This is a genomic window from Phocaeicola paurosaccharolyticus JCM 15092 (assembly GCF_000613805.1).
Classification (GTDB): domain Bacteria; phylum Bacteroidota; class Bacteroidia; order Bacteroidales; family Bacteroidaceae; genus Phocaeicola; species Phocaeicola paurosaccharolyticus.
This window is the reverse complement of record NZ_BAJR01000026.1, coordinates 16,892-40,830: the sequence shown is the minus strand read 5'-3', so window position 1 is coordinate 40,830 and position 23,939 is coordinate 16,892. Positions and strand designations below refer to the sequence as shown.

The 23,939-nt window shown below is 39.7% G+C and carries 18 protein-coding genes and 1 pseudogene; 10 read left to right on the top strand and 9 right to left on the bottom strand.

Annotated elements, in window-relative coordinates:
* Positions 1-24 precede the first annotated feature (24 nt).
* Positions 25-1,101 carry an endo-1,4-beta-xylanase gene (locus tag JCM15092_RS10700; RefSeq protein WP_024994661.1) on the top strand — a complete coding sequence of 359 codons (1,077 nt, stop codon included), beginning with the start codon at positions 25-27 and terminating at the stop codon, positions 1,099-1,101.
* A gap of 71 nt (positions 1,102-1,172) precedes the next feature.
* On the opposite strand, the gene JCM15092_RS10695 is transcribed toward JCM15092_RS10700, so the two are convergent.
* The gene (locus tag JCM15092_RS10695; RefSeq protein WP_024994660.1) at positions 1,173-2,414 is read right to left on the bottom strand and encodes an alpha/beta hydrolase; all 1,242 of its coding nucleotides are present in this window, start codon (positions 2,412-2,414) and stop codon (positions 1,173-1,175) included.
* Between the two features lie 73 nt (positions 2,415-2,487).
* On the bottom strand, positions 2,488-3,597 hold the full coding sequence (locus JCM15092_RS10690; protein ID WP_084488543.1) for an alpha/beta hydrolase-fold protein: 1,110 nt from the start codon (positions 3,595-3,597) through the stop codon (positions 2,488-2,490).
* Positions 3,598-3,847: 250 nt separating this feature from the next.
* Here JCM15092_RS10690 and JCM15092_RS10685 point away from each other — a divergent pair, with 250 nt between their 5' ends.
* The gene (locus tag JCM15092_RS10685) at positions 3,848-5,311 is read left to right on the top strand and encodes a carboxylesterase/lipase family protein (protein ID WP_024994658.1); all 1,464 of its coding nucleotides are present in this window, start codon (positions 3,848-3,850) and stop codon (positions 5,309-5,311) included.
* Between the two features lie 95 nt (positions 5,312-5,406).
* Here the strand turns inward: JCM15092_RS10685 and JCM15092_RS10680 are convergent, their stop codons facing one another.
* The 6 genes and pseudogenes from JCM15092_RS10680 to dnaN all read right to left on the bottom strand — a co-directional run bounded on the left by JCM15092_RS10680 (position 5,407) and on the right by dnaN (position 12,674).
* Positions 5,407-7,107 (bottom strand): trypsin-like peptidase domain-containing protein, encoded by a 1,701-nt coding sequence (locus tag JCM15092_RS10680; protein WP_034541909.1) that lies wholly within the window; start codon positions 7,105-7,107, stop codon positions 5,407-5,409.
* 16 nt (positions 7,108-7,123) lie between these two features.
* Positions 7,124-7,879 (bottom strand): 23S rRNA (guanosine(2251)-2'-O)-methyltransferase RlmB, encoded by a 756-nt coding sequence (gene rlmB, locus JCM15092_RS10675; RefSeq protein WP_024994656.1) that lies wholly within the window; start codon positions 7,877-7,879, stop codon positions 7,124-7,126.
* 11 nt (positions 7,880-7,890) lie between these two features.
* A complete protein-coding gene (gene recN, locus JCM15092_RS10670) occupies positions 7,891-9,558 on the bottom strand; it encodes a DNA repair protein RecN (protein ID WP_024994655.1) in 1,668 nt (555 codons plus the stop codon).
* A 6-nt stretch (positions 9,559-9,564) separates the two neighbouring features.
* A pseudogene (gene coaBC / locus JCM15092_RS15810) lies at positions 9,565-10,754 on the bottom strand (bifunctional phosphopantothenoylcysteine decarboxylase/phosphopantothenate--cysteine ligase CoaBC).
* Between the two features lies 1 nt (position 10,755).
* Positions 10,756-11,532, bottom strand: a complete 777-nt coding sequence (locus JCM15092_RS10660) for a 3'-5' exonuclease (RefSeq protein WP_024994654.1) — start codon at positions 11,530-11,532, stop codon at positions 10,756-10,758.
* A gap of 14 nt (positions 11,533-11,546) precedes the next feature.
* Positions 11,547-12,674 carry a DNA polymerase III subunit beta gene (dnaN, locus tag JCM15092_RS10655; protein ID WP_024994653.1) on the bottom strand — a complete coding sequence of 376 codons (1,128 nt, stop codon included), beginning with the start codon at positions 12,672-12,674 and terminating at the stop codon, positions 11,547-11,549.
* A gap of 163 nt (positions 12,675-12,837) precedes the next feature.
* Between dnaN and JCM15092_RS10650 the strand changes: the two genes are divergently transcribed.
* Positions 12,838-13,209, top strand: a complete 372-nt coding sequence (locus tag JCM15092_RS10650; protein ID WP_024994652.1) for a DUF3127 domain-containing protein — start codon at positions 12,838-12,840, stop codon at positions 13,207-13,209.
* A 181-nt stretch (positions 13,210-13,390) separates the two neighbouring features.
* Here the strand turns inward: JCM15092_RS10650 and rho are convergent, their stop codons facing one another.
* A complete protein-coding gene (gene rho, locus JCM15092_RS10645) occupies positions 13,391-15,427 on the bottom strand; it encodes a transcription termination factor Rho (protein WP_024994651.1) in 2,037 nt (678 codons plus the stop codon).
* A gap of 392 nt (positions 15,428-15,819) precedes the next feature.
* Between rho and JCM15092_RS10640 the strand changes: the two genes are divergently transcribed.
* The 7 genes from JCM15092_RS10640 (at position 15,820) to JCM15092_RS10610 (ending at position 23,638) form a co-directional block, all read left to right on the top strand.
* Positions 15,820-16,197 carry a RidA family protein gene (locus JCM15092_RS10640; RefSeq protein ID WP_024994650.1) on the top strand — a complete coding sequence of 126 codons (378 nt, stop codon included), beginning with the start codon at positions 15,820-15,822 and terminating at the stop codon, positions 16,195-16,197.
* Positions 16,198-16,286: 89 nt separating this feature from the next.
* The gene (locus JCM15092_RS10635; RefSeq protein WP_024994649.1) at positions 16,287-17,477 is read left to right on the top strand and encodes a hypothetical protein; all 1,191 of its coding nucleotides are present in this window, start codon (positions 16,287-16,289) and stop codon (positions 17,475-17,477) included.
* A gap of 95 nt (positions 17,478-17,572) precedes the next feature.
* Positions 17,573-18,310, top strand: coding sequence for an MBL fold metallo-hydrolase (locus JCM15092_RS10630; RefSeq protein WP_024994648.1), 738 nt, complete (start codon positions 17,573-17,575; stop codon positions 18,308-18,310).
* 2 nt (positions 18,311-18,312) lie between these two features.
* Positions 18,313-18,693 carry a VOC family protein gene (locus JCM15092_RS10625; RefSeq protein ID WP_024994647.1) on the top strand — a complete coding sequence of 127 codons (381 nt, stop codon included), beginning with the start codon at positions 18,313-18,315 and terminating at the stop codon, positions 18,691-18,693.
* Positions 18,694-18,710: 17 nt separating this feature from the next.
* Positions 18,711-19,526, top strand: coding sequence for a DUF3805 domain-containing protein (locus JCM15092_RS10620; protein ID WP_024994646.1), 816 nt, complete (start codon positions 18,711-18,713; stop codon positions 19,524-19,526).
* Positions 19,523-21,388 carry an ABC-F family ATP-binding cassette domain-containing protein gene (locus JCM15092_RS10615; protein ID WP_024994645.1) on the top strand — a complete coding sequence of 622 codons (1,866 nt, stop codon included), beginning with the start codon at positions 19,523-19,525 and terminating at the stop codon, positions 21,386-21,388. Before JCM15092_RS10620 ends, JCM15092_RS10615 begins: the two co-directional genes overlap by 4 nt.
* Before the next feature lie 375 nt (positions 21,389-21,763).
* Positions 21,764-23,638: a rhamnogalacturonan lyase gene (locus JCM15092_RS10610; protein ID WP_439645909.1), complete on the top strand. Its 1,875-nt coding sequence runs from the start codon at positions 21,764-21,766 to the stop codon at positions 23,636-23,638.
* The last annotated feature ends 301 nt before the right edge of the window (positions 23,639-23,939 follow it).

Below are 23,939 nucleotides of genomic sequence, written 5' to 3'. Positions count from 1 at the left end.
AACATAATTAAATCTATTGGAAAAATGAAAAATTTACTGAAAATCTCTATTTGTGCTATGGCAGTGTTAGTTAGCACAGGTAATGTCTCTGCAAAAGGCGGTGATGACGGCCTAAAAGATGCCTACAAAAAGTACTTCAAAATTGGTGTAGCGGTCAATATGAGAAATATTGCAACACCTGAACACATCGCACTTATCAAAAAGAACTTCAACAGTATTACTGCTGAGAACGACATGAAACCACAGCCTACTGAACCTAAAGAGGGAGAGTTCAACTGGAAAAATGCTGATAAGATTGCAGATTTTGCTCGCAATAACGGCATTAAACTACGCGGACACTGTCTTATCTGGCACAACCAGACAGGTAAATGGATGTTCTATGATGATAATAATAACCTTGTATCAAAAGAGGTGCTTTTCGAAAGGATGAAAAAACATATCCATACTATCGTCAACCGTTACAAAGACGTTATCTATTGCTGGGATGTTGTTAACGAAGCTATGACAGATGATGATAAGGCTGAAAACCCATACCGCGAGTCTCTTTTCTACAAGATTGCAGGTGATGAGTTTATAGCTAAAGCTTTTGAATATGCTCATGAAGCTGATCCAAAAGCTATCCTTTACTATAATGACTATAATGCTGCCAACCCTGGTAAACGCGATAGAATATACAACATGGTTAAGAAGATGCAGGACGCAGGTGTACCTATCACAGGTATCGGTATGCAGGGTCACTATAACATCTATGAGCCAAGTATGGAGAATATCGATGCTGCAATAAAGAAATATGCTAAACTTGTGAAACGTATTCAGTTTACAGAACTTGATATCCGTGTTAACAAGGAGATGGGTGGTCATCTTCAGTTCAGCCGCGAAGGTGTGGAAATAAGCGATTCTATTAAAGCTATGCATGAGAAGAAATATACAGATCTATTCAAAGTCTTACGTGATAATAAGAAGGTGATTGACTGTGTTACTTTCTGGAACCTAAGCGATAGAGATTCTTGGTTAGGTGCTCGTAACTATCCACTTACCATAGATTCAAACTATCAACCTAAACAGGTTTACTACATGATCAGAGATTTCAAGAAGAAATAAATGCTGAACATATAACAAAAAATAGGAGTCTTATTAAGGCTCCTATTTTTGTTATGATATAACTGATTTTGTTATTTGAATACCAATTGAGAGAACTGGTATAGACTGCGTCTCCATGAATGCCACTCATGAGCTGTAAGAGGTGATACATAGAAGTGAGCGTTGATTCCTGATTTCTTCAACTCCTCAGTAGTAGCCTTAGGGTCCTGACCACCACGTGGGTTCTCAAGTTCACGGCTGCCGTAGCTTATGAATACAAGCTTGTTGTTCTCCTTGAATCCTTCAGAACCATTAACATCTTCTACAGAGATTGCACCACCGCTGAATATTCCCACATACGAGAATGTCTTAGGATTAGTAAGTGTGATGGTTCTTGTCTGCATGCCTCCCATAGAGAGACCTGCCATTGCACGGTGCTGGCTATCTGCTATAGTACGGTATTTAGCATCTACCATAGGGATAAGGTCATTTATAAGAATCTTCTCGAATCCATTAGCGAAACCACGACCAAATCCACCAGGGCGTTGTCCCGGTGCACCCTGAGGACGTTGTCCCGGTGCTCCTTGTGGAGGCTGTCCCGGAACTCCTTGAGGGCGTTGTCCCTGTGCTCCTTGAGGACGCTGAACTGGCATATTTCCTTTGCTTACGTTAAGACCATTCTCAATAACTACAATAAATGGAACAGCCTTTCCGTCTGCCATTAGATTATCCAATATGGCAGCTGTCTTTCCCTGATTAGGCCATCCATATTCATTCTCTCCCATACCATGTTGTAGATATAGTACAGGATAGCGTTTGTTGGTATTATTATCGTAGCATGCAGGAGTATAGATGAAGCAGTGGCGTACAGCATCAGTTGTTTTTGAGTAGTAATATACCTCTCTCATCGCACCATGATCTACGTTCTTTGTCTGGAAGAAGTCCTCATCATCGGCAGGAATCTCAATTCCACTGCCCCAACGACCTGCTCCATAGAAATAGAGACTGTTTGGATCGGGAACAGATGCTCCGTCAATGTTTAACTGATAGTAGTGGAAACCTTGATCTTGTGGAGCAGATTCACCAGTCCACAGTCCGTTAGCATCTTTCTTTAGTTCATACTTCACACCACCAATGTCTAGCTTTACACTGTTGGCCTCAGGAGCTAATACCTGTTCACGAACGCAACCTTGTGAGTTGACCATAGGGTATTGTTTACCTTGCTGGTTTGTTGTAGCAGGTTTGAAGTCCTCTGTAACCTGAGCAAAAGAGCTTACAGAGAATAACCCTGCAGCACATAATGTCATTAATGAACAATAAGTTTTTCTTTTCATAGAAATGGAATTAATGTCGTTTATATAAAAAAAGTAGAGCATGCGCATAACATACCCTACTTTTCTGTTTTATTTATTTAAAGAGTAGTGGAGCCATCTGATAGAGGCTTCTTCTCCATGTAAGGAACTCGTGTGCTGTATCAGGAGAGATATAAGAGACAGCATTGAATCCTGCCTGTTTCATATCTTCTGTAGCTTTCTTGATTCCATCAGGATTTTCTTTACTACCACAACTCATGAATATGCCCTTAACCTGGTTTTTGTCCTTTATATCCTTTGGAGCATAAACACCGCCGCTCAACAATCCGTAATAACCGAATGTTTCAGGACGTGAAAGTGTGATGTTCTTTGTCTCCATTCCACCCATAGATAGACCTGCCATTGCACGGTGGTTCTTATCAGCTATAGTGTTGAAGTTTGCATCTATATAAGGTATAAGTTCATCAACAAGCACTGTCTCGAATGTTTTGTAGTTGAAGCTGTTTATCTGACCGAATTTAGCCTCGTTAGTCATACCGTATGTCATTACAATGATAAAAGGTTTGATCTTGCCGTCTGCAAGGAGGTTGTCCATGATAAGGTTTGCATGTCCCTGAGTAGACCATGCTGTCTCATCTTCACCCCAGCCATGCTGAAGATATAGAACGGGATATTTGGTATTTGTTTTTCCGTAGAAAGGAGGAGTATATACGAATGCACGACGTACAGTATTTGTTGATTTTGAGAAGAAGAGTACCTGTTGTACATTTCCGTGAGGAACATTCTTCAAAGCATAGAAATCCTGATCTTTTGCAGGAATCTCAATACCGCTTTCCCAACGTGTTGAACCATAGAAGTTGTTTGCTCCCGGATCATTAAGAACGCCACCATCTACAGTGAGGTGATAGTAGTGGAATCCTTCGTCCATAGGACCTTCTGTTGTCCCAGTCCATACGCCATCTTCTCCCTTTACAAGTTTGGTTCCGCCTTTACCGCCAAGACCTAAGCTTACTGATACTGATTCAGCTTGAGGGGCATTTACACGGAAACGTGCGTAACCCTGAGAATTTACCATAGGGTATTGCTGACCAGGTTGATTTTTTGTTGAAGGAACAAAGTCCTCTTTTACTTGAGCATCTGCACTGATAGTGAACAGACCGAATGCTGCTAAAGTTAATAATGAAGTAAATTTCATACTTTTCATAGTACAATTTGTTTAAATAAATGTTGTAAAAACTTTAAGTAAGGTGCTTTAATATGGTTCAAACTTATATCTAAATCGAGATAAAAACAAAAGATTTTATTAAAAGAATTTGTCTTTTGTACAATAAGTTAATTATTTCTTGAGGATTGAAAATCTATGTAACATAGAGATAAAAAAATGTAAGATTAGTCTGAAAGGATTTATAAAAGTACATATAACTTTATCTCGTTAACAGATATATTTATTTACAATGAAGACTATTTTATTGCTTTTGGCTGCATTGCCTATGATGGCATATGCGCAGCAAAGTCCTCTCCTTAATATAGAGGGAGGAAAAGTACAAGGAGTCACCACCGAAAAGGAAGGTGTCTTTGTATATCGTGGCATTCCTTATGCTGCTGCTCCTATAAATGACTTGCGTTGGAAAGCTCCGCAACCTGTAAAGGCTTGGGATGGAGTTTTTAAAGCAGATAAGTTCGGACACCCGGGTTATCAGTCAGTACATTATCCTGGTGGATATACAACAGAGTGGGGCTATGGTGATGAGTCTCCTTACAGTGAAGATTGCCTTTACCTTAATGTGTGGACAAAAGCTCCTGGTGATGTGAACAAAAAACTTCCTGTGGCTCTTTGGATACATGGTGGCGGATATCGTGAAGGATGGGGATCAGAGCCTGAGTTCGACGGACAGGAATGGGCTGACAAGGATGTTGTCCTTGTATCTATCAACTATCGTCTTGGCGTATTCGGATTCCTGACACACCCTGAACTGATACAAGAGAGCCCTAATAAAGTGGCAGGAAACTATGGTATCATGGACCAGATAGAGTCGTTGAAGTGGATAAAGAAGAATATCGCACAGTTCGGTGGAGATCCTGACAACGTAACAATTTTCGGTCAGAGTGCAGGAGCGGGTAGTGTAAAGACTCTTTGTGAGTCTCCACTTACTAAAGGTATGTTCAATAAGGTCATTATAATGAGCGGTGGTGGTATCACTACTCCTAAGGCTGCTGAAGAGGCTGCAAAGAATGCTCCTGCTATGAACAGTCCTATGATGCGTGCTTTTGCTCCTATAACTATGGAGGAGTCGGCTAATCAGACTAAAGAGATTATGGACTGGGCAGGAATGACAGACCTTAAGAAGATGAGAGCTGCATCTACTGAGACTATTTATACATTAGGAAATCTATATAGTGCAGTAACAAAGAATTATAAGAGAATCGCTGCTTCTCCAATCATAGACAACTATGTATCTGTTCAAAGCTTCGATAATGCAGCTTTGAGCAACAAGCTTCCTAACGTTCCTTATATGATAGGTTTCACATTGAACGATATGGGTAATATGGCTCCAGGTATAGCTGATTTCTGCTTGAACAGAGCTGCTCTTGGTGATAAGGTATTTGCTTATCAGTTTGCGCGCCCTTTGCCAACAGACGGAAGAGCTAACGTTTTGAAAGGTGCTTTCCACTCTTCTGACCTCTGGTTTGTATTCAAGTCATTGAAACATTGCTGGAGACCTTGGACTAAAGGTGACTGGGATTTGTCGGAAGTAATGCTGACAGCTTGGACAAACTTTGCTAAGTACGGTGACCCTAACGGCCCTAAGAGTGGCAAGTGGGCTCCTTATTCAAAGAAGAATCCAAACTTCATGCTATTTAAACTTGATGGTAATGACGCTGAGGCTTCCGAGATGGGACAGCCTATCAAACCATAAGAGAATCATAGTTTAAAAGATTGAAAGAAAAAGGCTGAGTTCCGATTGTTTGAAGTGAACCCAGCCTTTTTATTGTATTGATAATTCCGATAAGATTATTTCATCTTCTCAAGTATTGTTCCTGCAACAGTATCACCCATCTCTTTTGCTTTGGTGAGGTTGGCAATACCATCTTTCTTGTTATTCGACTGTATCTGACAATATCCTATCATTCTATATACAGAACTCTCTTTAGGATCAATAGATTTTGCCTTCTCAAGTGCTGCAATAGCTTCATTGAACTGAGAGACACGCATATGTAAAGATCCTTTCTCTGCCCAGAGAGCAAAATTATCTGACTCAAGTTCGATAGCTTTGTTCATATCATCTATAGCCTGCTGGAACATCTTACACTGTATCTCAGACTGTTCTCTCTGGTAATAGAACTGTGCATTTACATTTCCTACAGCTATATCATAAAATGTATTGTAGTCGGCTACTGCTTCACGATGTTTTCCAATTCTAGCCTTAAGGTCTGCTCTTTCATAGAAATATGGTGCAGCATCGGCAGTGTATGGTTTAGTCAACCTTACAACAGCACTGTCAAGCAAGGCGAGTGCCTCGTTCATATCTGCACCTTCAGTAAGCTGTTTTGCTTTTGAAGCAGAGAAGAATGTAGAAGGGGCTGCAATAGGTGATTGGTTTACTTTCTGATAATTATCGAAAGCTTCAGCATACTTCTTCATTGCAAAGTAAATGTCACCTCTGTACTGTATGTATAGTGGCTGTGGATCGGATGCTATAGTGGTGTTGATCATGTCGATAGCTTTCTCGTATGTCCAGTTAGGATTATGTTTCTTATCACCTATAGATATGTTGTATGTGTAGATGAGCTTGCTTATGTTGAAGTCTGTTTCACTCTTCTTCTTTGATACAGAGTTAGCACTCTTCATATCACTATCTGCAAGTTTCCAACTGTTCTCATCATTTACATCCATATAGTATGCAGCTCTTCTGAGGTATCCTTCAGTACTCTCAGGGAACTTAGCTACGAAGTCATTCAGAATTGCCAGTCTCTCCTCGGCAGATATCTTACCTGTTGCCATCATGATATATATAAGTGCCTGATCTTCATTATCAGGAAGTGCCTTCTTGATATTTATCTTTGAGAGATATGTATCATTTATTGAGAGGGCAGATATATTCAATGCTTCAGCCAGACTTGCTCCGATAGCATAAATCTCTTTAGCATCCTCAGTGGCGCTTTTCTGTATAAGTCCGATAACCTGACCATTAGCATTCATAACAGGGCAGCTTATAGACTTTGACGAAGACTTTATGTCAAGAGTATAGTAGAAACCATTAGTACCAATACTGTCAACTTTCAATACTTTACCTGCCTCACAGTCGGCATATTTCTGTGTTGAATATGGTAGCAGATATACTGTCTCGCCAACTGCGGGAGCATTTTTGGCAACCTCAAGAGCAGGGTGCTTCTTTTCAGAAGATACTTTGAACTTGATGATATCGTACATGGCATTTGCACCCATGATAGACTCAACAGGTATCTCTTTACCATCTGCATTTACAATAACTGCTCTATTGGCACCCTCAAAAAGAGAATAGTCGGATAGAACAACACCATCTGCACTTATAAAGAATCCGTTGCCGGTACTCTTTATCTTATTTGAATTGTCGTATGTAATGACTGAAACAACAGCCTTTTTAGCTTTATCGGTCCACTTTGGTGAGTTCTGCGCATTGGCAGAGCTCAGACAAACCAGAATACCGATGATAGTAAATAGATGTCTTCTCATGATATTATGTGATAAATTATTCTTGATTATTATCAAATCCACGTTGCTTGAGGACTTCATAGATAAGAACTCCTGCTGCTACCGACACATTAAGTGATTGTATCTTTCCCATAATAGGAATCTTTACCCATTCGTCGCACAACGCAAGATGCTCGTATGGTATTCCTGTATCCTCAGCACCCATGATGATACATACAGGATTCTTGTAATCAGCTTTTGTATAGTCGTAGTCACCCTTTTCTGTAGCTCCAACAATGCGGAAACCGCTATCCTTGAGGAACTTTATTGTCTGGGTTAAGTTTGATTCACGACATACGGGAAGAGTGTGAAGAGCTCCTGCAGATGTCTTTACTGCATCAGCGTTAACACTTACGCTATTGCGTGATGGTATTATGACACCGTCGACTCCGGCACATTCGCATGTTCTTGCAATTGCTCCGAAGTTTCTGACATCGGTAATTCCGTCGAGAAGCACCAAAACAGGATTTTTACCCTCTTCGAAAAGGAATGGCACCAAGTCTTCAACTTTCTGATAAGTTATTGAAGAGATAAATGCTATTACACCTTGATGGTTCTTCATTGTTATCTTGTTAATCCTCTCAATAGGAACGCGCTGAACAGGTATTACTGTACCTTTTAGAGCAGCGAACAACTCCTTGGAAAGATCACTCTGGATATCTTTCTTAATCAATATCTTATCAATCTCTTTTCCGGCCTCGATAGCTTCAATAACAGCACGTACGCCGAATATCATCTCATTTTTTTCAAACATATTTATCTTTATTAATTTGTAATGCCTAAAAGTACTTTAGCGTTGTTCATCGCTGCTTCTGTCAAAGTAGAACCGCTAAGCATATTGGCAATCTCTTTTATTCTCTCATTTTGGTCTAACATCTTTATGTGACTGATAGTTCTAGTCTCGGTATCCTCCTTGTAGACCTTATAATGTGTTGTACCTCTTGCTGCAATCTGAGGAAGATGGGTTATGCTTATCACCTGACGGTTATGTTTGCCCATATCCTCCATGATGAGGGCCATCTTCTCGGCTATTGAGCCTGATACACCTGTATCTATTTCATCGAACACTATGGTAGGCAGCTTAACGGCACCAGCTATCATCGCTTTCAGTGAAAGCATTACACGGGCAATCTCACCTCCTGATGCAACTGTTGCCACATTCTGTAGTGTTCCGTTCTTGTTGGCTGAGAAGAGGAAGAGTACATTATCCATACCTTTAGTATCAGGCTCTTTGCGCTGAGTAACCTCTACACAGAACCTTACGTTAGGCATGCCAAGTGGCACAAGCAACTCCTGCATTTTCTTCTCTACATCCTGAGCAGCTTTTCTTCTCAGTGATGTGAGGACTTTTGCTTGAGCTAACAGGTCACTATATATTTTTTCCTTTTTACTCTCAAGTTCTGAGATTATCTGATCAAAAGATGTTATCTCGGTAAGTTGTGAACGATACTTCTCTGCAATCTCTATCAACTGCTCCACAGAATCAACATGATGTTTCTGCTCTAAAGAGTATATAGTGTTCAGCTTATCGTTCACAAACTCAAGACGTGATGGGTTGAACTCAACCTCTTCTTGTGCATTTGAGATTTCGTGGGATAGCTCTTTTATATCTATAAAGCATGAGTTAAGACGCTCAGCCCATTCAGATGCAGCAGGGTAGTGCTTTGATACGTTCTGAAGTGTCAAAATGGACTCTTTCATGGCAATAAGCATATTCATATCATCTTCTGCCATCATGTTGCTCACCTTGAAAAGATTTGACTTAATCTCCTCGGCATGTGCAAGCATCTCCGCCTCATTTTCCAACTCCTCCTGTTCTCCCTCTTTCAGAGAGGCATCGTCAAGTTGCTGAAGTTGAAAACGTATATAGTCTTCATCTTCTCTCTCTTTCTCTGCCTTTGCAATGGTATCCGCAAGTCGTTTAGCAGTCTCCTTATATTGATGATATATATCCGAATATTTGCCAAGCTCCTTCTCGTCTTTGGCAATTATGTCAAGCACATTCATCTGAAACTCCTCATTATTGAGGAGCATATTCTGGTGCTGGCTATGAACATCTATCAACTGCTCACCAAGTTCACGCATCTGAGCCAATGAAGCCGGGGAGTCATTGATGAAACCTCGGCTTTTGCCTGAAGCATATAGCTCTCTGCGAATAATGCAATCATTAGAATCAAATTCAAGGTCGTTCTCCTTGAAAAATGACTCCATATTGTATGATGATATATTAAATTTAGCTTCAACTATACACTTTGTTTCGCCACACTTAATGGCCTTGATGTCGGCTCTCTGGCCTAACAGAAGTCCTATGGCACCCAATATGATTGACTTTCCAGCTCCTGTCTCACCTGTAATCACAGAGAAGCCGGTGTTGAAATTGATATCCAATGTATCTATCAATGCATAGTTCTGTATATAGATTGACTGTAACATACCGAATTAAAATTCTTTATTTAGCTTGTCAATAATGTCTTTGGCAACCTCATCCTTTGATTTCAAAGGATATTCTGTGACACTCTCTTTGTCGATAATTGATATCTTGTTGGTATCGTGTCTGAATCCTGCACCCTTATCATTAAGTGAGTTGAGTACTATGAAGTTGAATCTCTTTCTTTCCAGTTTTTCACGTGCATTCTTCTGCTCGTTGTTTGTCTCAAGAGCAAAGCCCACGAGTATCTGGTTATCTCTCTTCTCTTTTCCAAGAGCAGCAGCTATATCTTGTGTAGGTTTAAGACGAAGCACCATGTCATCCTTTCCACGTTTTATCTTTGTTGGAGCACTCTCCTCAGGGGTGAAGTCAGCTACGGCTGCGCATAGTATTGCGGCGTCGCAGTTAGAAAATTCCTCTTTAGCTGCTCTGTACATCTCATCGGCACACTCAACATCAACTCTCTTTATAAGAGGGTTGTTCACAGAGAGAGAGACAGGACCAGATATAAGAGTTACCTCAGCACCTCTGTTGGCACACTCTTCAGCAAGGGCAAATCCCATTTTTCCTGAGGAGTAGTTGCCTATAAAGCGTACAGGATCAATCTTTTCGTAAGTAGGACCGGCAGTAATCATAACTTTCTTTCCCTTCATCGGTAAAGAAGAGGAGAAGAACTTCTCAAGCTGTTCTATTATGACCTCAGGTTCCTGCATACGTCCCTTACCTACAAGATGGCTTGCCAGAAAACCGTCGGCAGCCTCTATGATATGGTTGCCATACGACTTTAGAACTTCAAGGTTATGTTGGGTAGATGGATGTCTGTACATGTCCAGGTCCATAGCCGGAGCAATGAATACAGGAGCCTTCATTGATAGATAGGTTGTGATAAGCATGTTGTCGGCTATGCCGTTTGCCATCTTTCCTATGGTAGATGCTGTTGCCGGTGCTATCACCATGGCATCTGCCAAAGACCCAGATCAACATGGCTATGCCATGTGCCATCTCTTTGTGAGAAGAAGTCACTTATTACAGGCTTGCTTGTCAGTGCCGATAGCGTGATAGGGGTGATAAACTCCTTTCCGGCAGGTGTTATGACGACCTGTACCTCAGCACCTTTTTTGATAAGCCCACGAATTAGTATAGCCGCTTTATAGGCGGCTATACTTCCGGTTATACCTAATACTATTTTCTTTCCTTTCATCTTATTTAATCATGCCGCTTTCGCGCAGTCTGATTTTTGTCAATACATTTTTTGTATTGAGTGTAAAGTCACCATTAAGAATCCATCCATAATATCCGGGATCCCTCTGCAGTACCTCTTTTACAGAAGCACCTTTATACTTTCCAAAGTTGAAGACCTCTACGTCGTTATTGTCATATACAATTCTTCCGGCGAAGTCTACGTTGCGGTTGAAGCTTGAGTAGTCGGCAAGGAAAGCCATGTCATTCTTCAAATCCTCAGGATACATGTCAAGCTGTGCCTTCAATACTTCATATGTTGCTTTAGTATCAGCCTCGGCTGTATGAGCATCATCAAGGTCCTTTTTGCAGTAGAACTTATATGCAGCCGAAAGGGTGCGTTGTTCCAGCTTGTGGTATATCACCTGAACATCAATAAATTTTCTCTTCATCATATCGATATCTACATCTGCTCTGAGAAACTCTTCGGCAAGGACAGGGATATCGAAACGGTTTGAGTTGAAACCTGCCAGGTCGCAACCCTCAATATCTTTAGCGATATCTTTAGCTACCTCTTTGAACGTAGGACAGTTTTCTACATCCTTATCATAAATGCCATGTATGGCTGATGATGATTCAGGAATATGCATCTCCGGGTTAATACGCATGGTTTTGGACTCTTCATTACCATTTGGATAAACTTTAAGATAACAAATCTCTACAATTCTGTCGGTATTTATATTAACGCCGGTAGTCTCCAAGTCAAAGAAGACTATCGGGTTTTTAAGATTTAAATTCATTTACGTATTTTTATTTAGTCATTCAGCATCATTGGCATAAGGAGCATAAGAACATCCTCTTTTTCTTTCTCCTGTTCAGCCGGAACAATTACACCTGCTCTTGATGGATCGGCTAATTCAAAGATTACATCCTGTGATGCCATGTTACTGAGTATGTCGATCAGGAATGTAGACTTGAATCCGATACTCATGTTTGCACCAGTGTACTGACAGATAAGAGCCTCCTCTGCAGAAGTAGAGAAGTCTATATCCTGTGCTGATACCTGAACCAGATTCTCACTGAAGCGAAGCTTGATAAGACTGCTTGACTGAGATGAGAATACTGAAACACGACGAAGTGCACTGATCATCATCTGACGGTCTATAGTTGCACGGTGAGGATTCCCTTGTGGAATTACTGAATTGTAATTAGGGTAGCGTCCCTCGATAAGACGACATACCATATAGTATTTCTCCATTGTGAAGATTGCGTTTCTGTCATCGAATGATACTCTTACATCTTCGCTCTCTTTAGGAAGGAGGTTCTTAAGGATATTTGCAGGTTTCTTAGGCAATATAAATGCTGCCTTATCACTTCCCTTAGCTTCGAAAGTCATGCTCTTAACAAGCTTGTGACCGTCAGAAGCAACAAATGTGATGCTCTCAGGAGTGATATCAAAATAGATACCGTTCATCACAGGACGAAGTTCGTCATCTGCAGTGGCAAATATTGTACGGTTGATGCCGGAAAGAAGCAATGAAGCGCTTATTGAAAGCTCTGCTGCGGAATCACCAAGAGCAGGGGCCTGTGGATATTCATCTGCATTCTGACCTACAAGGTTATATTTACCATTCTGATACTGAACCATGATTTCCAGTGTCTCAAGATTTACATCAAAAGTCAAAGGCTGTTCCGGAATCTCTTTGAGTGCATCAAGAATAGTTTTTGAAGATATAGCAAAACGGCCATCCTTATCATACTCATTTACTTCGATAGATGTTGACAGAGTAGTTTCATTATCTGATGCGGTAAGTGAAAGAGTTCCATCATTCAATTCAACCAAGAAACAGTCCAAAATTGGTAGTGTGTTTTTTGAATTAATAACGCGGCTTATAGCTTGTAAATGACTGAATAAACCAGTACTTGAAACAATGAACTTCATAGCTTTTATATTATTGATTTTTTATTTTTTTCTTATTGTTTTTTAAACACTATTAATTGCCAAAGTTATAAAAAGATTATGTACTCTAATTAAAAAAATCTTTAAAAATTAGTATACTCAAAATGAAAACCTTAATTTCGTGACCTTTAAAAATGTAAAGACAATGGAATTGACAGGTAAAGTTATAGCTGTTTTGGAGCCACGCGGAGGCGTTTCAAAAACAGGAAATGAATGGAAAGTACAGGAATATGTTATAGAGACTCACGACCAATATCCAAGAAAGATGTGTTTCGATATTTTCGGTGCTGATAAAATAGAGCAGTTTAATGTGCAGATAGGCGAGGAGATTACAGTCTCTTTTGACGTTGATGCAAGAGAATGGAACGGAAGATGGTTCAACTCTATTCGTGCATGGAAGGTAGAACGTGTTGCAGCACAACCTGCAGGTATGGATCAATCATCACCATTTCCTCCATTGAATGCTGCACCTGTAGATTTTGCATCTACAGATGAGAAAGATGATCTTCCTTTCTAAGGAAATCTCTTTCGCTAAAAAAAGAAAATTTTGTCCATAACTTCAGTTTATTAATCCTAAGCCTTAGGATTAATATCCTAAAGCTTAGTTTAGATATCCTGAAGTTTGAGATAGTAAAATATTAATATAAAAGCCGCTGTTCCTTTCGGGACAGCGGCTTTTTCTTCTATAATGTTTTCTATTATGAATTCATGCTCATAAGGAACTCTTCGTTGTCGCGAGTATTCTCCAATCTGCTCTTTACGAAGTCCATTGCTTCGATAGGATTCATATCCGAGAGATACTTGCGTAGTATCCACATACGGTCGAGAGTTGTCTTGTCGAGTAGCAAGTCGTCGCGACGAGTACTTGATGCAACAATGTTGACAGCAGGGAATATACGTTTGTTGCTTAAGTTGCGGTCGAGCTGCAGCTCCATGTTACCGGTGCCCTTGAACTCTTCGAAGATAACCTCATCCATCTTAGAACCTGTATCAATAAGTGCAGTTGCAACGATTGTCAATGAGCCACCATTTTCAATGTTACGTGCAGCACCGAAGAAACGTTTTGGTTTGTGTAGTGCATTTGCATCGACACCACCCGAAAGTACCTTACCTGAAGCAGGAGATACGGTGTTGTATGCTCTAGCAAGACGTGTTATTGAGTCAAGGAAGATTACGACATCGTGACCGCATTCAACCATTCTCTTTGCCTTCTCAAGAACGATACCTGCAATTTTCACGTGTCTTTCTGCAGGCTCATCGAATGTAGATGCAATAACCTCAGCATTTACACTTCTTGCCATATCTGTAACCTCCTCAGGACGTTCGTCGATAAGGAGCATTATCATATATACTTCAGGGTGATTTGCTGCGATTGCATTAGCTATATCTTTTAGTAAGATTGTCTTACCTGTCTTTGGCTGTGCTACGATAAGTGCACGCTGTCCCTTACCGATAGGAGCGAACATATCTACCATGCGGGCAGAGAGGTTGTCAGCATATCCACCTTTGCAAAGTTTGAATTTCTCTTCCGGGAAAAGAGGAGTGAGGTGATCGAATGGAACACGGTCACGCACCAGTCCGGGATTAAGTCCGTTGATCTTCTCTACCTTTACAAGTGGGAAATATTTTTCACCCTCTTTTGGAGGACGTATAGAACCTTCAACTACATCACCTGTCTTAAGACCGAATAATTTGATCTGAGATTGTGATACATATATATCATCTGGTGATGATAGATAGTTGTAATCTGATGAACGTAAGAAACCATATCCGTCAGGCATTATCTCTAATACACCTGTTCCTGATAAAATTCCTTCGAAATCGTATGGCTTTTCAACCGGCTTTCTCTCTTGATGTGGTGCTGGAGTGTTCTCTGCTTCTGCATCCTTATTGTTCCTAGGCTGGTTGTTATTGTTGTTGCGCGGTTGGTTGTTGAACTTGTTGTTCTGGAAATCGCGTTGCTGACGAGGCTGATTTTGCTGATTCTGTTGAGGCTTGTTTTGGTTGTTTGCTGCTGCAGGTTGTGTTGTTGGAGCATTTTTTTTCGTAGCTTCAAACTTTCCGATAAGCTCGCTTGGAAGTTCTACATTGTCTGAAGGAAGGTCTTCGATAGGTATAAAGTCTTCATTTTCGTTTTCAAACTCCAATTCAGGAAGAATTGCCTCTGCTTTTTCTTCTACTTTTTCTACCTTTCTGGAAGCTGCTTTAGGTTCTTCAGGTTTAACCTCCTTTTGTTCTCTTACAATCTCTTCAGCTTTCTCATCAGTAATATTTTCACTCTTAGCTTTTTTAGAAGCATTGTTTTTTCTTGCAGGTTTCTTCTTTGCCTGTGTATCTTCTTTCTTTTCGACAGTCTCAACCTTTTCGGCTATTACTGTCTCTAAAGAAGGCTTTGCTTCATTAACTGTCTTTTCCTCTGCAGGTTTTGCTTGCGGATTAACATTAGAGTTGTTTGATTCTATTTTTTGTGCTTTGTCTTTAGAGGCTGTGTATACTTTGTCGCCCTCTTTCTTCACATTTATGCGTGATCTTTTTTTAGCCTGAGCATCTTTTCTCTCCTCATTGGATTTGATAGATGCGACTTTTTGAGTTGCACTTACAATTGCCTGTTCGTCAAGAATTCTATAAACAAGATCTTCTTTCTTTAAAGAGTCAATTTTGTTTATACCCAATTCTTTTGCAATTGATTGCAATTCCGACAAATTTTTGTCGTTTAATTGAATAATGTTATACATATAGTATTTTTAGTGAAATGTTATTTACTCATCACAGAGAGATCTCCTAGGAAATAATTATGGGTGAAAAATTAGAAAGGAGAAGTATGCTCTACGTTGAAATAGGATAAATTGATATAGTATTTATTTATAAGGGAAGTAAGCCTTACATTATACTTAAAGGATAAGTATAAACTTACAGAGCACAAAGATAGTAATTATTTCATATACACAAGTTAAAAGAGAAAATAATTTTAATTAATTTATATAATTGCTTGATTTATGAGTTGTCAATATTAGTAATTATTATCATGTTAAATGAACGTAAAAAGGAAATTTATTGCCTTTTGCTACCCGATTTCTTTTTTAAAACTATTAATTTAGCTTTGTTTTAATAAAATGATATAAATATTATGAAGAGTGTGATTTTTACTGAAAAGGCTCCTGCAGCTATAGGTCCATATAGTCAGGCTATTGAGGCAAATGGAATGGTATTCATCTCAGGTCAAATTCCTGTAGTACCTTCTACCGGCGTATTGGCTGAAGGAGGAATAGAGGAACAGACAAAGCAATCTTTTGAAAACATAAAAGCTATCCTTGAAAAAGCCGGTCTTACAACAGCTAATATTGTTAAGACAACAGTTTTTCTTGCGGATATGTCTCTTTTTGCAGGTATGAATAAGGTTTATGCTACATATTTCACTGAAGATTTTCCTGCTCGTTCAGCTGTTGCCGTAAAGGAACTGCCAAAAGGAGCTTTGGTAGAGATAGAGAGCATTGCTGTAAGATAGTATCTGTAAGTATAATATCATTATTAAAGTATGCATTTACTTAAATGCGTACTTATTTACTTTTAAATGGTCTCTTAATCATTATGATTATTAAAAAGTTGAATAAATGGCAGTGGAGTACTATCTCACTTTCAGGCATCATTTTCTTGATGCTGGCTTTCTATGTTTATAGGACAGATCCTTTTAGAGCAGATTTAGAAATAGAGATTCCTTTGGGAGGTAATATATTCCCATCTACCATATTATCTACAGCAACTACTGATTCCAATATTATTGAGCCCATGGATTCAGATTATGTGGGCAATCCGAAATCAGGAATAGCAATACGCATAAAGAATAACCATATTAATAGTCGCCTGCGCGTTGAAATTGCCCAATCACCATTCTTCTCAGAGTCTGTTTCTGAATTTATCCTGCCTAAATCAGGTAAAGAGTATATAGTATATCCAGATGTAATATGGAACTATCAGGCACTGCGTGATAATAAGCAGGCTGTTCCGGTAGCTATAGCTATAAAGGCGGAGCTTAATGGCAAGGAACTCGCTCAAAGACTTAAGACAGCATCAATGCGTAGCATAAACGAGTGCCCTATTGGCTATTATGACCATAATATGAAGCTGCATGATACAGGAGAGTTCTTTGCAGCTTATGTAAATGAAGATAATCCTCAGATAGATAAGATACTGCGTGAAGCTCTTGATACAAGGATAGTAAACAGATTTCTTGGCTATCAGGGTAGTAATGTACGTCCTGGAAATGTCGATCGACAGGTATATGCTCTGTGGAATGTACTTCAGAAGAGAAACTTCAGATATAGTTCTATAACAAACTCCAGTCTCTCCTCAAATGTGGTCTATACTCAGAGGGTGCGTACAGTGGATGATGCTTTGGCCTCTTCACAAATAAACTGTGTGGATGGAAGTGTTCTTTTTGCATCTCTTCTGAAGGCTATTAATATTAACCCTATACTGGTAAGAGTACCGGGGCATATGTTTGTTGGCTATTATACTGACAAGTCGCATAAGAAAATAAGTTTCCTTGAGACAACAATGATAGGTGATATAAATATGGATGATTTCTTTCCGGATGAAAAACTTGACTCAACGATGGTTGGCAAGTCGAAGAATCAGATGTCCAAACTCACATTCGAGAAGTCTAAGGAATATGCTACAAAAATCTATCTTCAGAATGACTCTCTCATACACTCAGGTAAGGTGAACTACATGTTCCTTGAGATAGATAAAAAGACCCGCTCGAAGGTGCAGCCTATAGGAAAATAAATTTTTATTGCTAAAGATTGTTCATAGTTTATGAGACACCGATTGATTTTCATAACTTTGGGAATATTTATATAGTATAAAGATATATTTTGATTATGGAGCTGGTTTATATTTTTCATAGTGGTTTTGCTCTTCTTGGTGATGGATTTACTGTGGTAATGGATTACTACATGGATTCGAAAGAGTATGGTGATGATGGAGTTCCGCATAGTGGAATTTTGCACGATGGTATTCTACAAAGAGAGGGGAAACTTTACGTGCTCTCTTCTCATTTTCATCCTGATCATTTTAATAAAGAGGTTCTTACATGGAGAGAAAAGAGACCTGATATAATTTATATCCTATCAAAAGATATCTTGAAACATCGTCGTGCTAAAGAAGAGGATGCTTTGTGGCTCAGGAAAGGAGAGGAGTATGTGGATGAAACTCTAAAGATAAAGGCTTTCGGATCTACCGATGTTGGCGTCTCCTTCCTTATTGAAGCTCAGGGAAAGACGTTCTTTCATGCAGGCGACCTGAATAACTGGCACTGGATGGATGAGAGCGATGAGGCTGAGTGGAAGAGAAATGAGAAATATTTTCTTTATCAGCTCGACTATATATACAGACAGGTAAAAGAGATGGATGTGGTGATGTTTCCTGTCGACCCACGATTGGGAAGTGAGTATATGCGTGGTGCAACGCAGTTTATAGATAAGATAAAAACTCGTACCTTTGTACCAATGCATTTTACACCTGAATATGACAAGGCAAATGCATTCGGTAAGATTGCGCAGGAGAAGGGAGTGGAGTTCATTCCCGTTACACATAGTGGACAAATAATAAAACTATAGATATGAAGATAAAAGGAAGATTCGATCATTTCAATATCAATGTGACTAACCTTGATAAAAGTATAGCTTTCTATGAGAAGGCTGTAGGACTTCATGTGGCTAAGAGAAAAAAGGCTGCTGACGGCTCTTTCGAACTTGTATACCTGGCTGATGATACAACTGGTTTCCTACTCGAACTGACATGGCTGCGTGACCATAACTCTGCTTATGAGTTGGGTGAAAATGAAAGTCACCTCTGCATCCGTGTTGAGGGCGATTATGACCAGATTCGTGAGTTTCATCGTGAAATGGGATGCATATGCTTTGAAAATCATGATATGGGACTCTATTTTATCAACGACCCGGATGACTATTGGATAGAGATTCTTCCTGTTAATTTTTAACTATTAAATAGGTGAGTATGAAATTTATATCTCCTGGAGGATGGTTCTCTATAGAGTTGCCTCAGACATGGAACGAATTTGAAGATACTGCTGAGAGCTTTCTTTTCTACAACCCGGAGAAGTGGGATGGAAACTTCAGAATCTCTGCATTCAAAGATAAATCGGATAAGTATGCCGAGGAGTGTATCAAGTTTGAACTAGACAATAACACGACAGCAACGATTGTGAATGTTGGCAACTTGAAGTGTGCTTATAGCTGCGAGAGCTTTAACGAAGAGGGAGTGTGGTACACTACACATATTTGGATAACAGGTGAAAAGAATACATCTATAGAGTGTAGCTTCACTGTATGCAAAGGAGGTGATAAGGGTGTTGCCGAGCAGATAATAAAATCGATTGTTGTACGCGATAACAGTAAAGTTACAAAAGAGATAATTCAGGCACGTCTTCTTGAGATAGAGGAGATAAATGCCGGCTTCGACTGGGCGGTATCAACTATCAAGAAAGAGCTCTCGAGAGATTTTACATCGCAAGAGAGTGATATTACAAGTATACAGAAGATGCTTGACAGTGGAAAATTCAATGTAAAACAGAAAGATCCTTGGGTATCCTTTGCAATGGCTTTCGGAACAATAATCATTAATGAGATGGATGGCATGGATTGGGCTACTGTTGTCGACGGCAAGAGTGAATATCCTGTGCTACGTTTCAAAAACACCGACTTTATTGTAGATCCTGTCGGCATTATATGGGGCAAGATAAAAGAGGGTAATAGGTGTAACCTGAATGAAGAGTTTGATAATATAGCAGAGAAAATTTCAGAATTATTATGACCCCATACATGCAAATTGAGGGATTGACCAAATCTTTTGGCGATCTTGTTTTATTCAATAAAATATCTTTCGGCGTGGCAGAGGGTCAAAGAATTGGACTTATAGCCAAGAACGGAAGCGGCAAGACTACATTACTTAATATAATTTCCGGAAAAGAGGGATACGACGAAGGAACTATCTCTTTCAGACGTGACCTGAAAGTGGGATACCTTGAACAGGATCCTCACTATCCGGAGGACTTGAGTGTTATAGAGGCTTGTTTCCATCATGGAAACAGCACCATACAACTTATAAAGGAGTATGAAGAGTGCATAGAGACTGAAGGTAATCCGGGAATGGAGGAACTTCTTGTCCGCATGGAGCATGAAAAGGCTTGGGATTATGAGCGCAAAGCAAAGCAGATACTCTCCCAGTTAAAGATCAGAAACTTCGATCAGAAGATAAAGCATCTTTCAGGTGGGCAGCTCAAGCGAGTTGCACTTGCAAATGTTCTTATTACAGAACCTGATTTCATAATATTGGATGAGCCTACCAACCACCTTGACCTAGATATGACAGAGTGGCTAGAAGGCTATCTGAGTCGTGGAAATATATCTCTTTTGATGGTAACTCATGATAGATACTTCCTTGACAGAGTATGCTCGGAGATTATTGAGATAGATAACAAGCAGGTATACTCATACAAAGGCAACTATAGCTATTATCTTGAGAAGAGACAGGAGAGGGTTGATGCAACCAACCAAGAGATAGCAAGAGCAAATAATCTGTATCGTACCGAACTTGAGTGGATGAGACGCATGCCTCAGGCACGCGGACATAAGGCAAGATATCGTGAGGATGCTTTTTATGAGATCGAGAAGGTGGCTAAGCAGCGCACAAATGACTCGAACGTGAGACTTGACGTAAAGGCTTCGTATATAGGTTCAAAGATTTTCGAGGCTGATCATCTTTATAAGAGCTTCGACAACTTTAAGATACTTGATGATTTCTCGTACATATTCTCTCGCTATGAGAAGATGGGTATTGTTGGCAATAACGGAACGGGAAAATCAACTTTCATAAAGATATTGATGGGAGAGGTGAAACCAGACAGTGGAACTATAGATATAGGTGAGACTGTGCGTTTCGGCTACTACTCACAGGATGGTTTGGAGTTCGATGAACAGATGAAGGTGATAGATGTTGTCACAAATATAGCAGAGGTTATTGAACTTGGTGACGGTAGAAAACTAACTGCATCACAGTTCCTGCAACACTTCCTGTTCACTCCGGAGACACAATACAGCTATGTTTATAAACTGAGCGGAGGAGAGAGACGTCGTCTCTATCTCTGTACAGTGCTTATGCGTAACCCGAACTTTCTTGTTCTCGATGAACCTACAAACGACCTGGATATAATCACACTCCAGGTGTTGGAAGAGTATCTTAGAAGTTTCAAGGGGTGTGTTATTGTTGTAAGTCACGACCGCTACTTTATGGATAAAGTGGTTGACCATCTTCTGGTGTTCAACGGACAGGGTGATATTCGCGACTTCCCTGGAAATTATTCCGATTATCGTGAATGGAAACAGAGTAAAGGGGAGAGCGAAAAACAGGAAGCAAAACCTGCAGAGGAGAAGGTGGCTAGAGTTCGTTTGAACGAGAAACGTCGTATGTCTTTCAAGGAGAGGCAGGAGTACGAGAGACTTGAGAAGGAGATTGCCGAACTTGAAAAGGAGAAGGCAGATATTGAGGCGGAGTTATGCAGCGGTAATCTTAATGTAGATGAGCTCACAGAAAAATCAAAACGCTTGCCACTTATTAATGATGAGATTGATGAGAAGAGTATGCGTTGGCTTGAACTTAGTGAGATTGAGTCGTAAAAAATATTCTCAATTTATAAGTAAGAAATAATAGGTCCTGAAATATGGATTTATATGAACCCCGAAAGTCCTGTAATGAGCTTTCGGGGTTTGTTATGTTAATGTCATTTGTTTAATGACAGACGAAATAGGTTAACCTTTGATTTTCTGCATGAATTTCCTCTATTTTCTATAGTGATGGATTATTTTCTATTGTTTATGAATGATTTTACTTAGTGTCTTTTTCCAAAAAAAGATTCTTTTGTAACTAGAAAATTAGTCTTTTTTGATAAAAGAAATAACCTATAATAGAATCTTATGAAAAAAACGGGCTTAAAAATAGCTTTCTTGCTTTTAGGAGCTTTGAGTTTAAACTCTTTTCAGATTTCAGCGAAAATGCCTACTCGTCAGATGGAGAAGTTGGGACGTGGGGTAGTCGCAGTTCGTAAATCAGCTAATCAAGTTTTTGTTACTTGGCGCTATTTGTCCGCCGATCCAATGAAAATATCATTTAATGTATACAGAAATGGGAAAAAAGTAGCTTCAGTACCTGCCAGCCAGGGAACTTACTACCTGGATTCCTATGGAGATATTTCATCTGCCGATTATCAGATTAAACCGGTAATGAAAGGGAAAGAGCTGACAGAAACTTGCGGTAAATATACTTTACCGGCAAATGCACCTATAGGTTATGTAGATATTCCATTAGTCAAACCTGCCGACGGAGTTACCCCATCGGGAGACACATATCAATATAATGCCAATGACGCTTCTATTGGCGATGTGGATGGAGATGGATCATATGAGATAATCTTGAAATGGGATCCTTCGAACTCTCACGATAATGCACACGACGGATATACAGGTAATGTACTTTTTGACTGCTATCGTTTAACAGGTGAAAAGTTGTGGCGTATTGACTTGGGAAGGAATGTAAGAGCCGGAGCTCATTATACACAATTCATGGTTTATGATTTGGATGGTGACGGATGTTCTGAAGTTGTGATGAAAACATCCGACGGTACAATAGATGGAAAAGGAAAGATTATAGGCGATGCTAATGCTGATTATCGCGAAGTAGGAGAGCCTGTCGATGTGGAAAAATTGGTCAATAAGGATCCCAATATTAATAAGGTTATAGAAAAGAATAAGGACTGGAAGCCTACAAACAAGAATCAGGGACGAATTCTTACTGGTAATGAATACCTGACAGTGTTTAGTGGATTGACAGGCGAAGCCATGAAGACCATTGACTATGTTCCTGCACGTGGCAACCTATCCGATTGGGGAGATAACCGTGCCAACAGAAGTGACCGTTTCTTAGCTTGTGTTGCTTACTTGGATGGAGTTCATCCTAGCGTGGTGATGTGTCGTGGCTATTATACACGTGCGGTTTTGGCTGCTTATGATTGGGATGGAAAAGAGTTGAAAAGCCGTTGGGTATTTGATAGTAAACAACCAGGTAACGAAGGATGGTCAGGACAAGGGAATCATAACTTACGCGTTGCCGATGTGGATGGTGATGGTTGTGATGAGATAATTTACGGACAGTGTGCTATTGACAATAATGGTAAGGGACTTTATACTACAGGTATGGGGCATGGTGACGCAATGCATCTCACTAAGTTTGCTCCGGACATGGAAGGTTTTCAAATATGGGGCTGCCATGAAAACAAAAAAGATGGAACTAGTTTCCGTAATGCTGCTACAGGTGAAGTTATCTTCCAAGAAAAGAGCAGTGATGATGTAGGCCGTTGCATGGCTGCAGATATTGATCCTACTAATTATGGATTGGAAATGTGGTCTTGGCAGTCGAAAGGTATACGCAATATAAAAGGTGGAACAGTGAATCCTAATATGAGGACACTTTCGGTGAATATGGCTGTATGGTGGGATGGAGACTTAATGCGTGAGCTACTTGACAAGGCAGCTGTGAGTAAATATGATTGGAAGGAGGGTGTATGTAAACCTCTGCAACAGTTTGAAGGCATCACATGGAATAACGGAACCAAAGCAAACCCATCTATTCAAGGTGATATAGTAGGGGATTGGCGAGAGGAAATCTTATTCCGTACACCGGATAGTTCATCGCTACGTTTATATGTATCTACCTATCCAACAGAGTATCGTTTCCATACATTCATGGAAGATCCTTTATACCGTTTGAGCATTGTAACTCAGAATGTGGCTTATAACCAACCTACTCATCCAGGCTTTTATTTCGGTCCGGACTTGAAAAAATGTCTATTCAGAGGTTATCTGTTTAAATAATTAATCATAAACAGAAACCAGATAAATCAAATTTGTTGCAATCATTCTATTCAAAATGGATGGAGATAGTATAACGAGTGTATAATTAATTTAAGACCAGTTAAATCTGTAATTACCTCTTATTACTTATTAAATAGTATCTAATTGGTCATTTTGAGTAGAAATGTATATAATAATCTATGTATATGTACAATTTTGCATTTAACACTTTTTTTATATAGAATATATTTGCATTAACCTATGTAGATGGAAATCCAGCATCTATATAGGTTAAATATTTTTGAACCAAATTTTTTATAGA

Excerpts from the sequence above, each read along its gene's own strand:
- JCM15092_RS10700 (WP_024994661.1), top strand. The coding sequence starts at position 25 with ATGAAAAATTTACTGAAAATCTCTATTTGTGCTATGGCAGTGTTAGTT.
- JCM15092_RS10695 (WP_024994660.1), bottom strand. The coding sequence starts at position 2,414 with ATGAAAAGAAAAACTTATTGTTCATTAATGACATTATGTGCTGCAGGG.
- JCM15092_RS10690 (WP_084488543.1), bottom strand. The coding sequence starts at position 3,597 with ATGAAAAGTATGAAATTTACTTCATTATTAACTTTAGCAGCATTCGGT.
- JCM15092_RS10685 (WP_024994658.1), top strand. The coding sequence starts at position 3,848 with ATGAAGACTATTTTATTGCTTTTGGCTGCATTGCCTATGATGGCATAT.
- JCM15092_RS10680 (WP_034541909.1), bottom strand. The coding sequence starts at position 7,107 with ATGAGAAGACATCTATTTACTATCATCGGTATTCTGGTTTGTCTGAGC.
- rlmB (WP_024994656.1), bottom strand. The coding sequence starts at position 7,879 with ATGTTTGAAAAAAATGAGATGATATTCGGCGTACGTGCTGTTATTGAA.
- recN (WP_024994655.1), bottom strand. The coding sequence starts at position 9,558 with ATGTTACAGTCAATCTATATACAGAACTATGCATTGATAGATACATTG.
- JCM15092_RS10660 (WP_024994654.1), bottom strand. The coding sequence starts at position 11,532 with ATGAATTTAAATCTTAAAAACCCGATAGTCTTCTTTGACTTGGAGACT.
- dnaN (WP_024994653.1), bottom strand. The coding sequence starts at position 12,674 with ATGAAGTTCATTGTTTCAAGTACTGGTTTATTCAGTCATTTACAAGCT.
- JCM15092_RS10650 (WP_024994652.1), top strand. The coding sequence starts at position 12,838 with ATGGAATTGACAGGTAAAGTTATAGCTGTTTTGGAGCCACGCGGAGGC.
- rho (WP_024994651.1), bottom strand. The coding sequence starts at position 15,427 with ATGTATAACATTATTCAATTAAACGACAAAAATTTGTCGGAATTGCAA.
- JCM15092_RS10640 (WP_024994650.1), top strand. The coding sequence starts at position 15,820 with ATGAAGAGTGTGATTTTTACTGAAAAGGCTCCTGCAGCTATAGGTCCA.
- JCM15092_RS10630 (WP_024994648.1), top strand. The coding sequence starts at position 17,573 with ATGGAGCTGGTTTATATTTTTCATAGTGGTTTTGCTCTTCTTGGTGAT.
- JCM15092_RS10625 (WP_024994647.1), top strand. The coding sequence starts at position 18,313 with ATGAAGATAAAAGGAAGATTCGATCATTTCAATATCAATGTGACTAAC.
- JCM15092_RS10620 (WP_024994646.1), top strand. The coding sequence starts at position 18,711 with ATGAAATTTATATCTCCTGGAGGATGGTTCTCTATAGAGTTGCCTCAG.
- JCM15092_RS10615 (WP_024994645.1), top strand. The coding sequence starts at position 19,523 with ATGACCCCATACATGCAAATTGAGGGATTGACCAAATCTTTTGGCGAT.
- JCM15092_RS10610 (WP_439645909.1), top strand. The coding sequence starts at position 21,764 with ATGCCTACTCGTCAGATGGAGAAGTTGGGACGTGGGGTAGTCGCAGTT.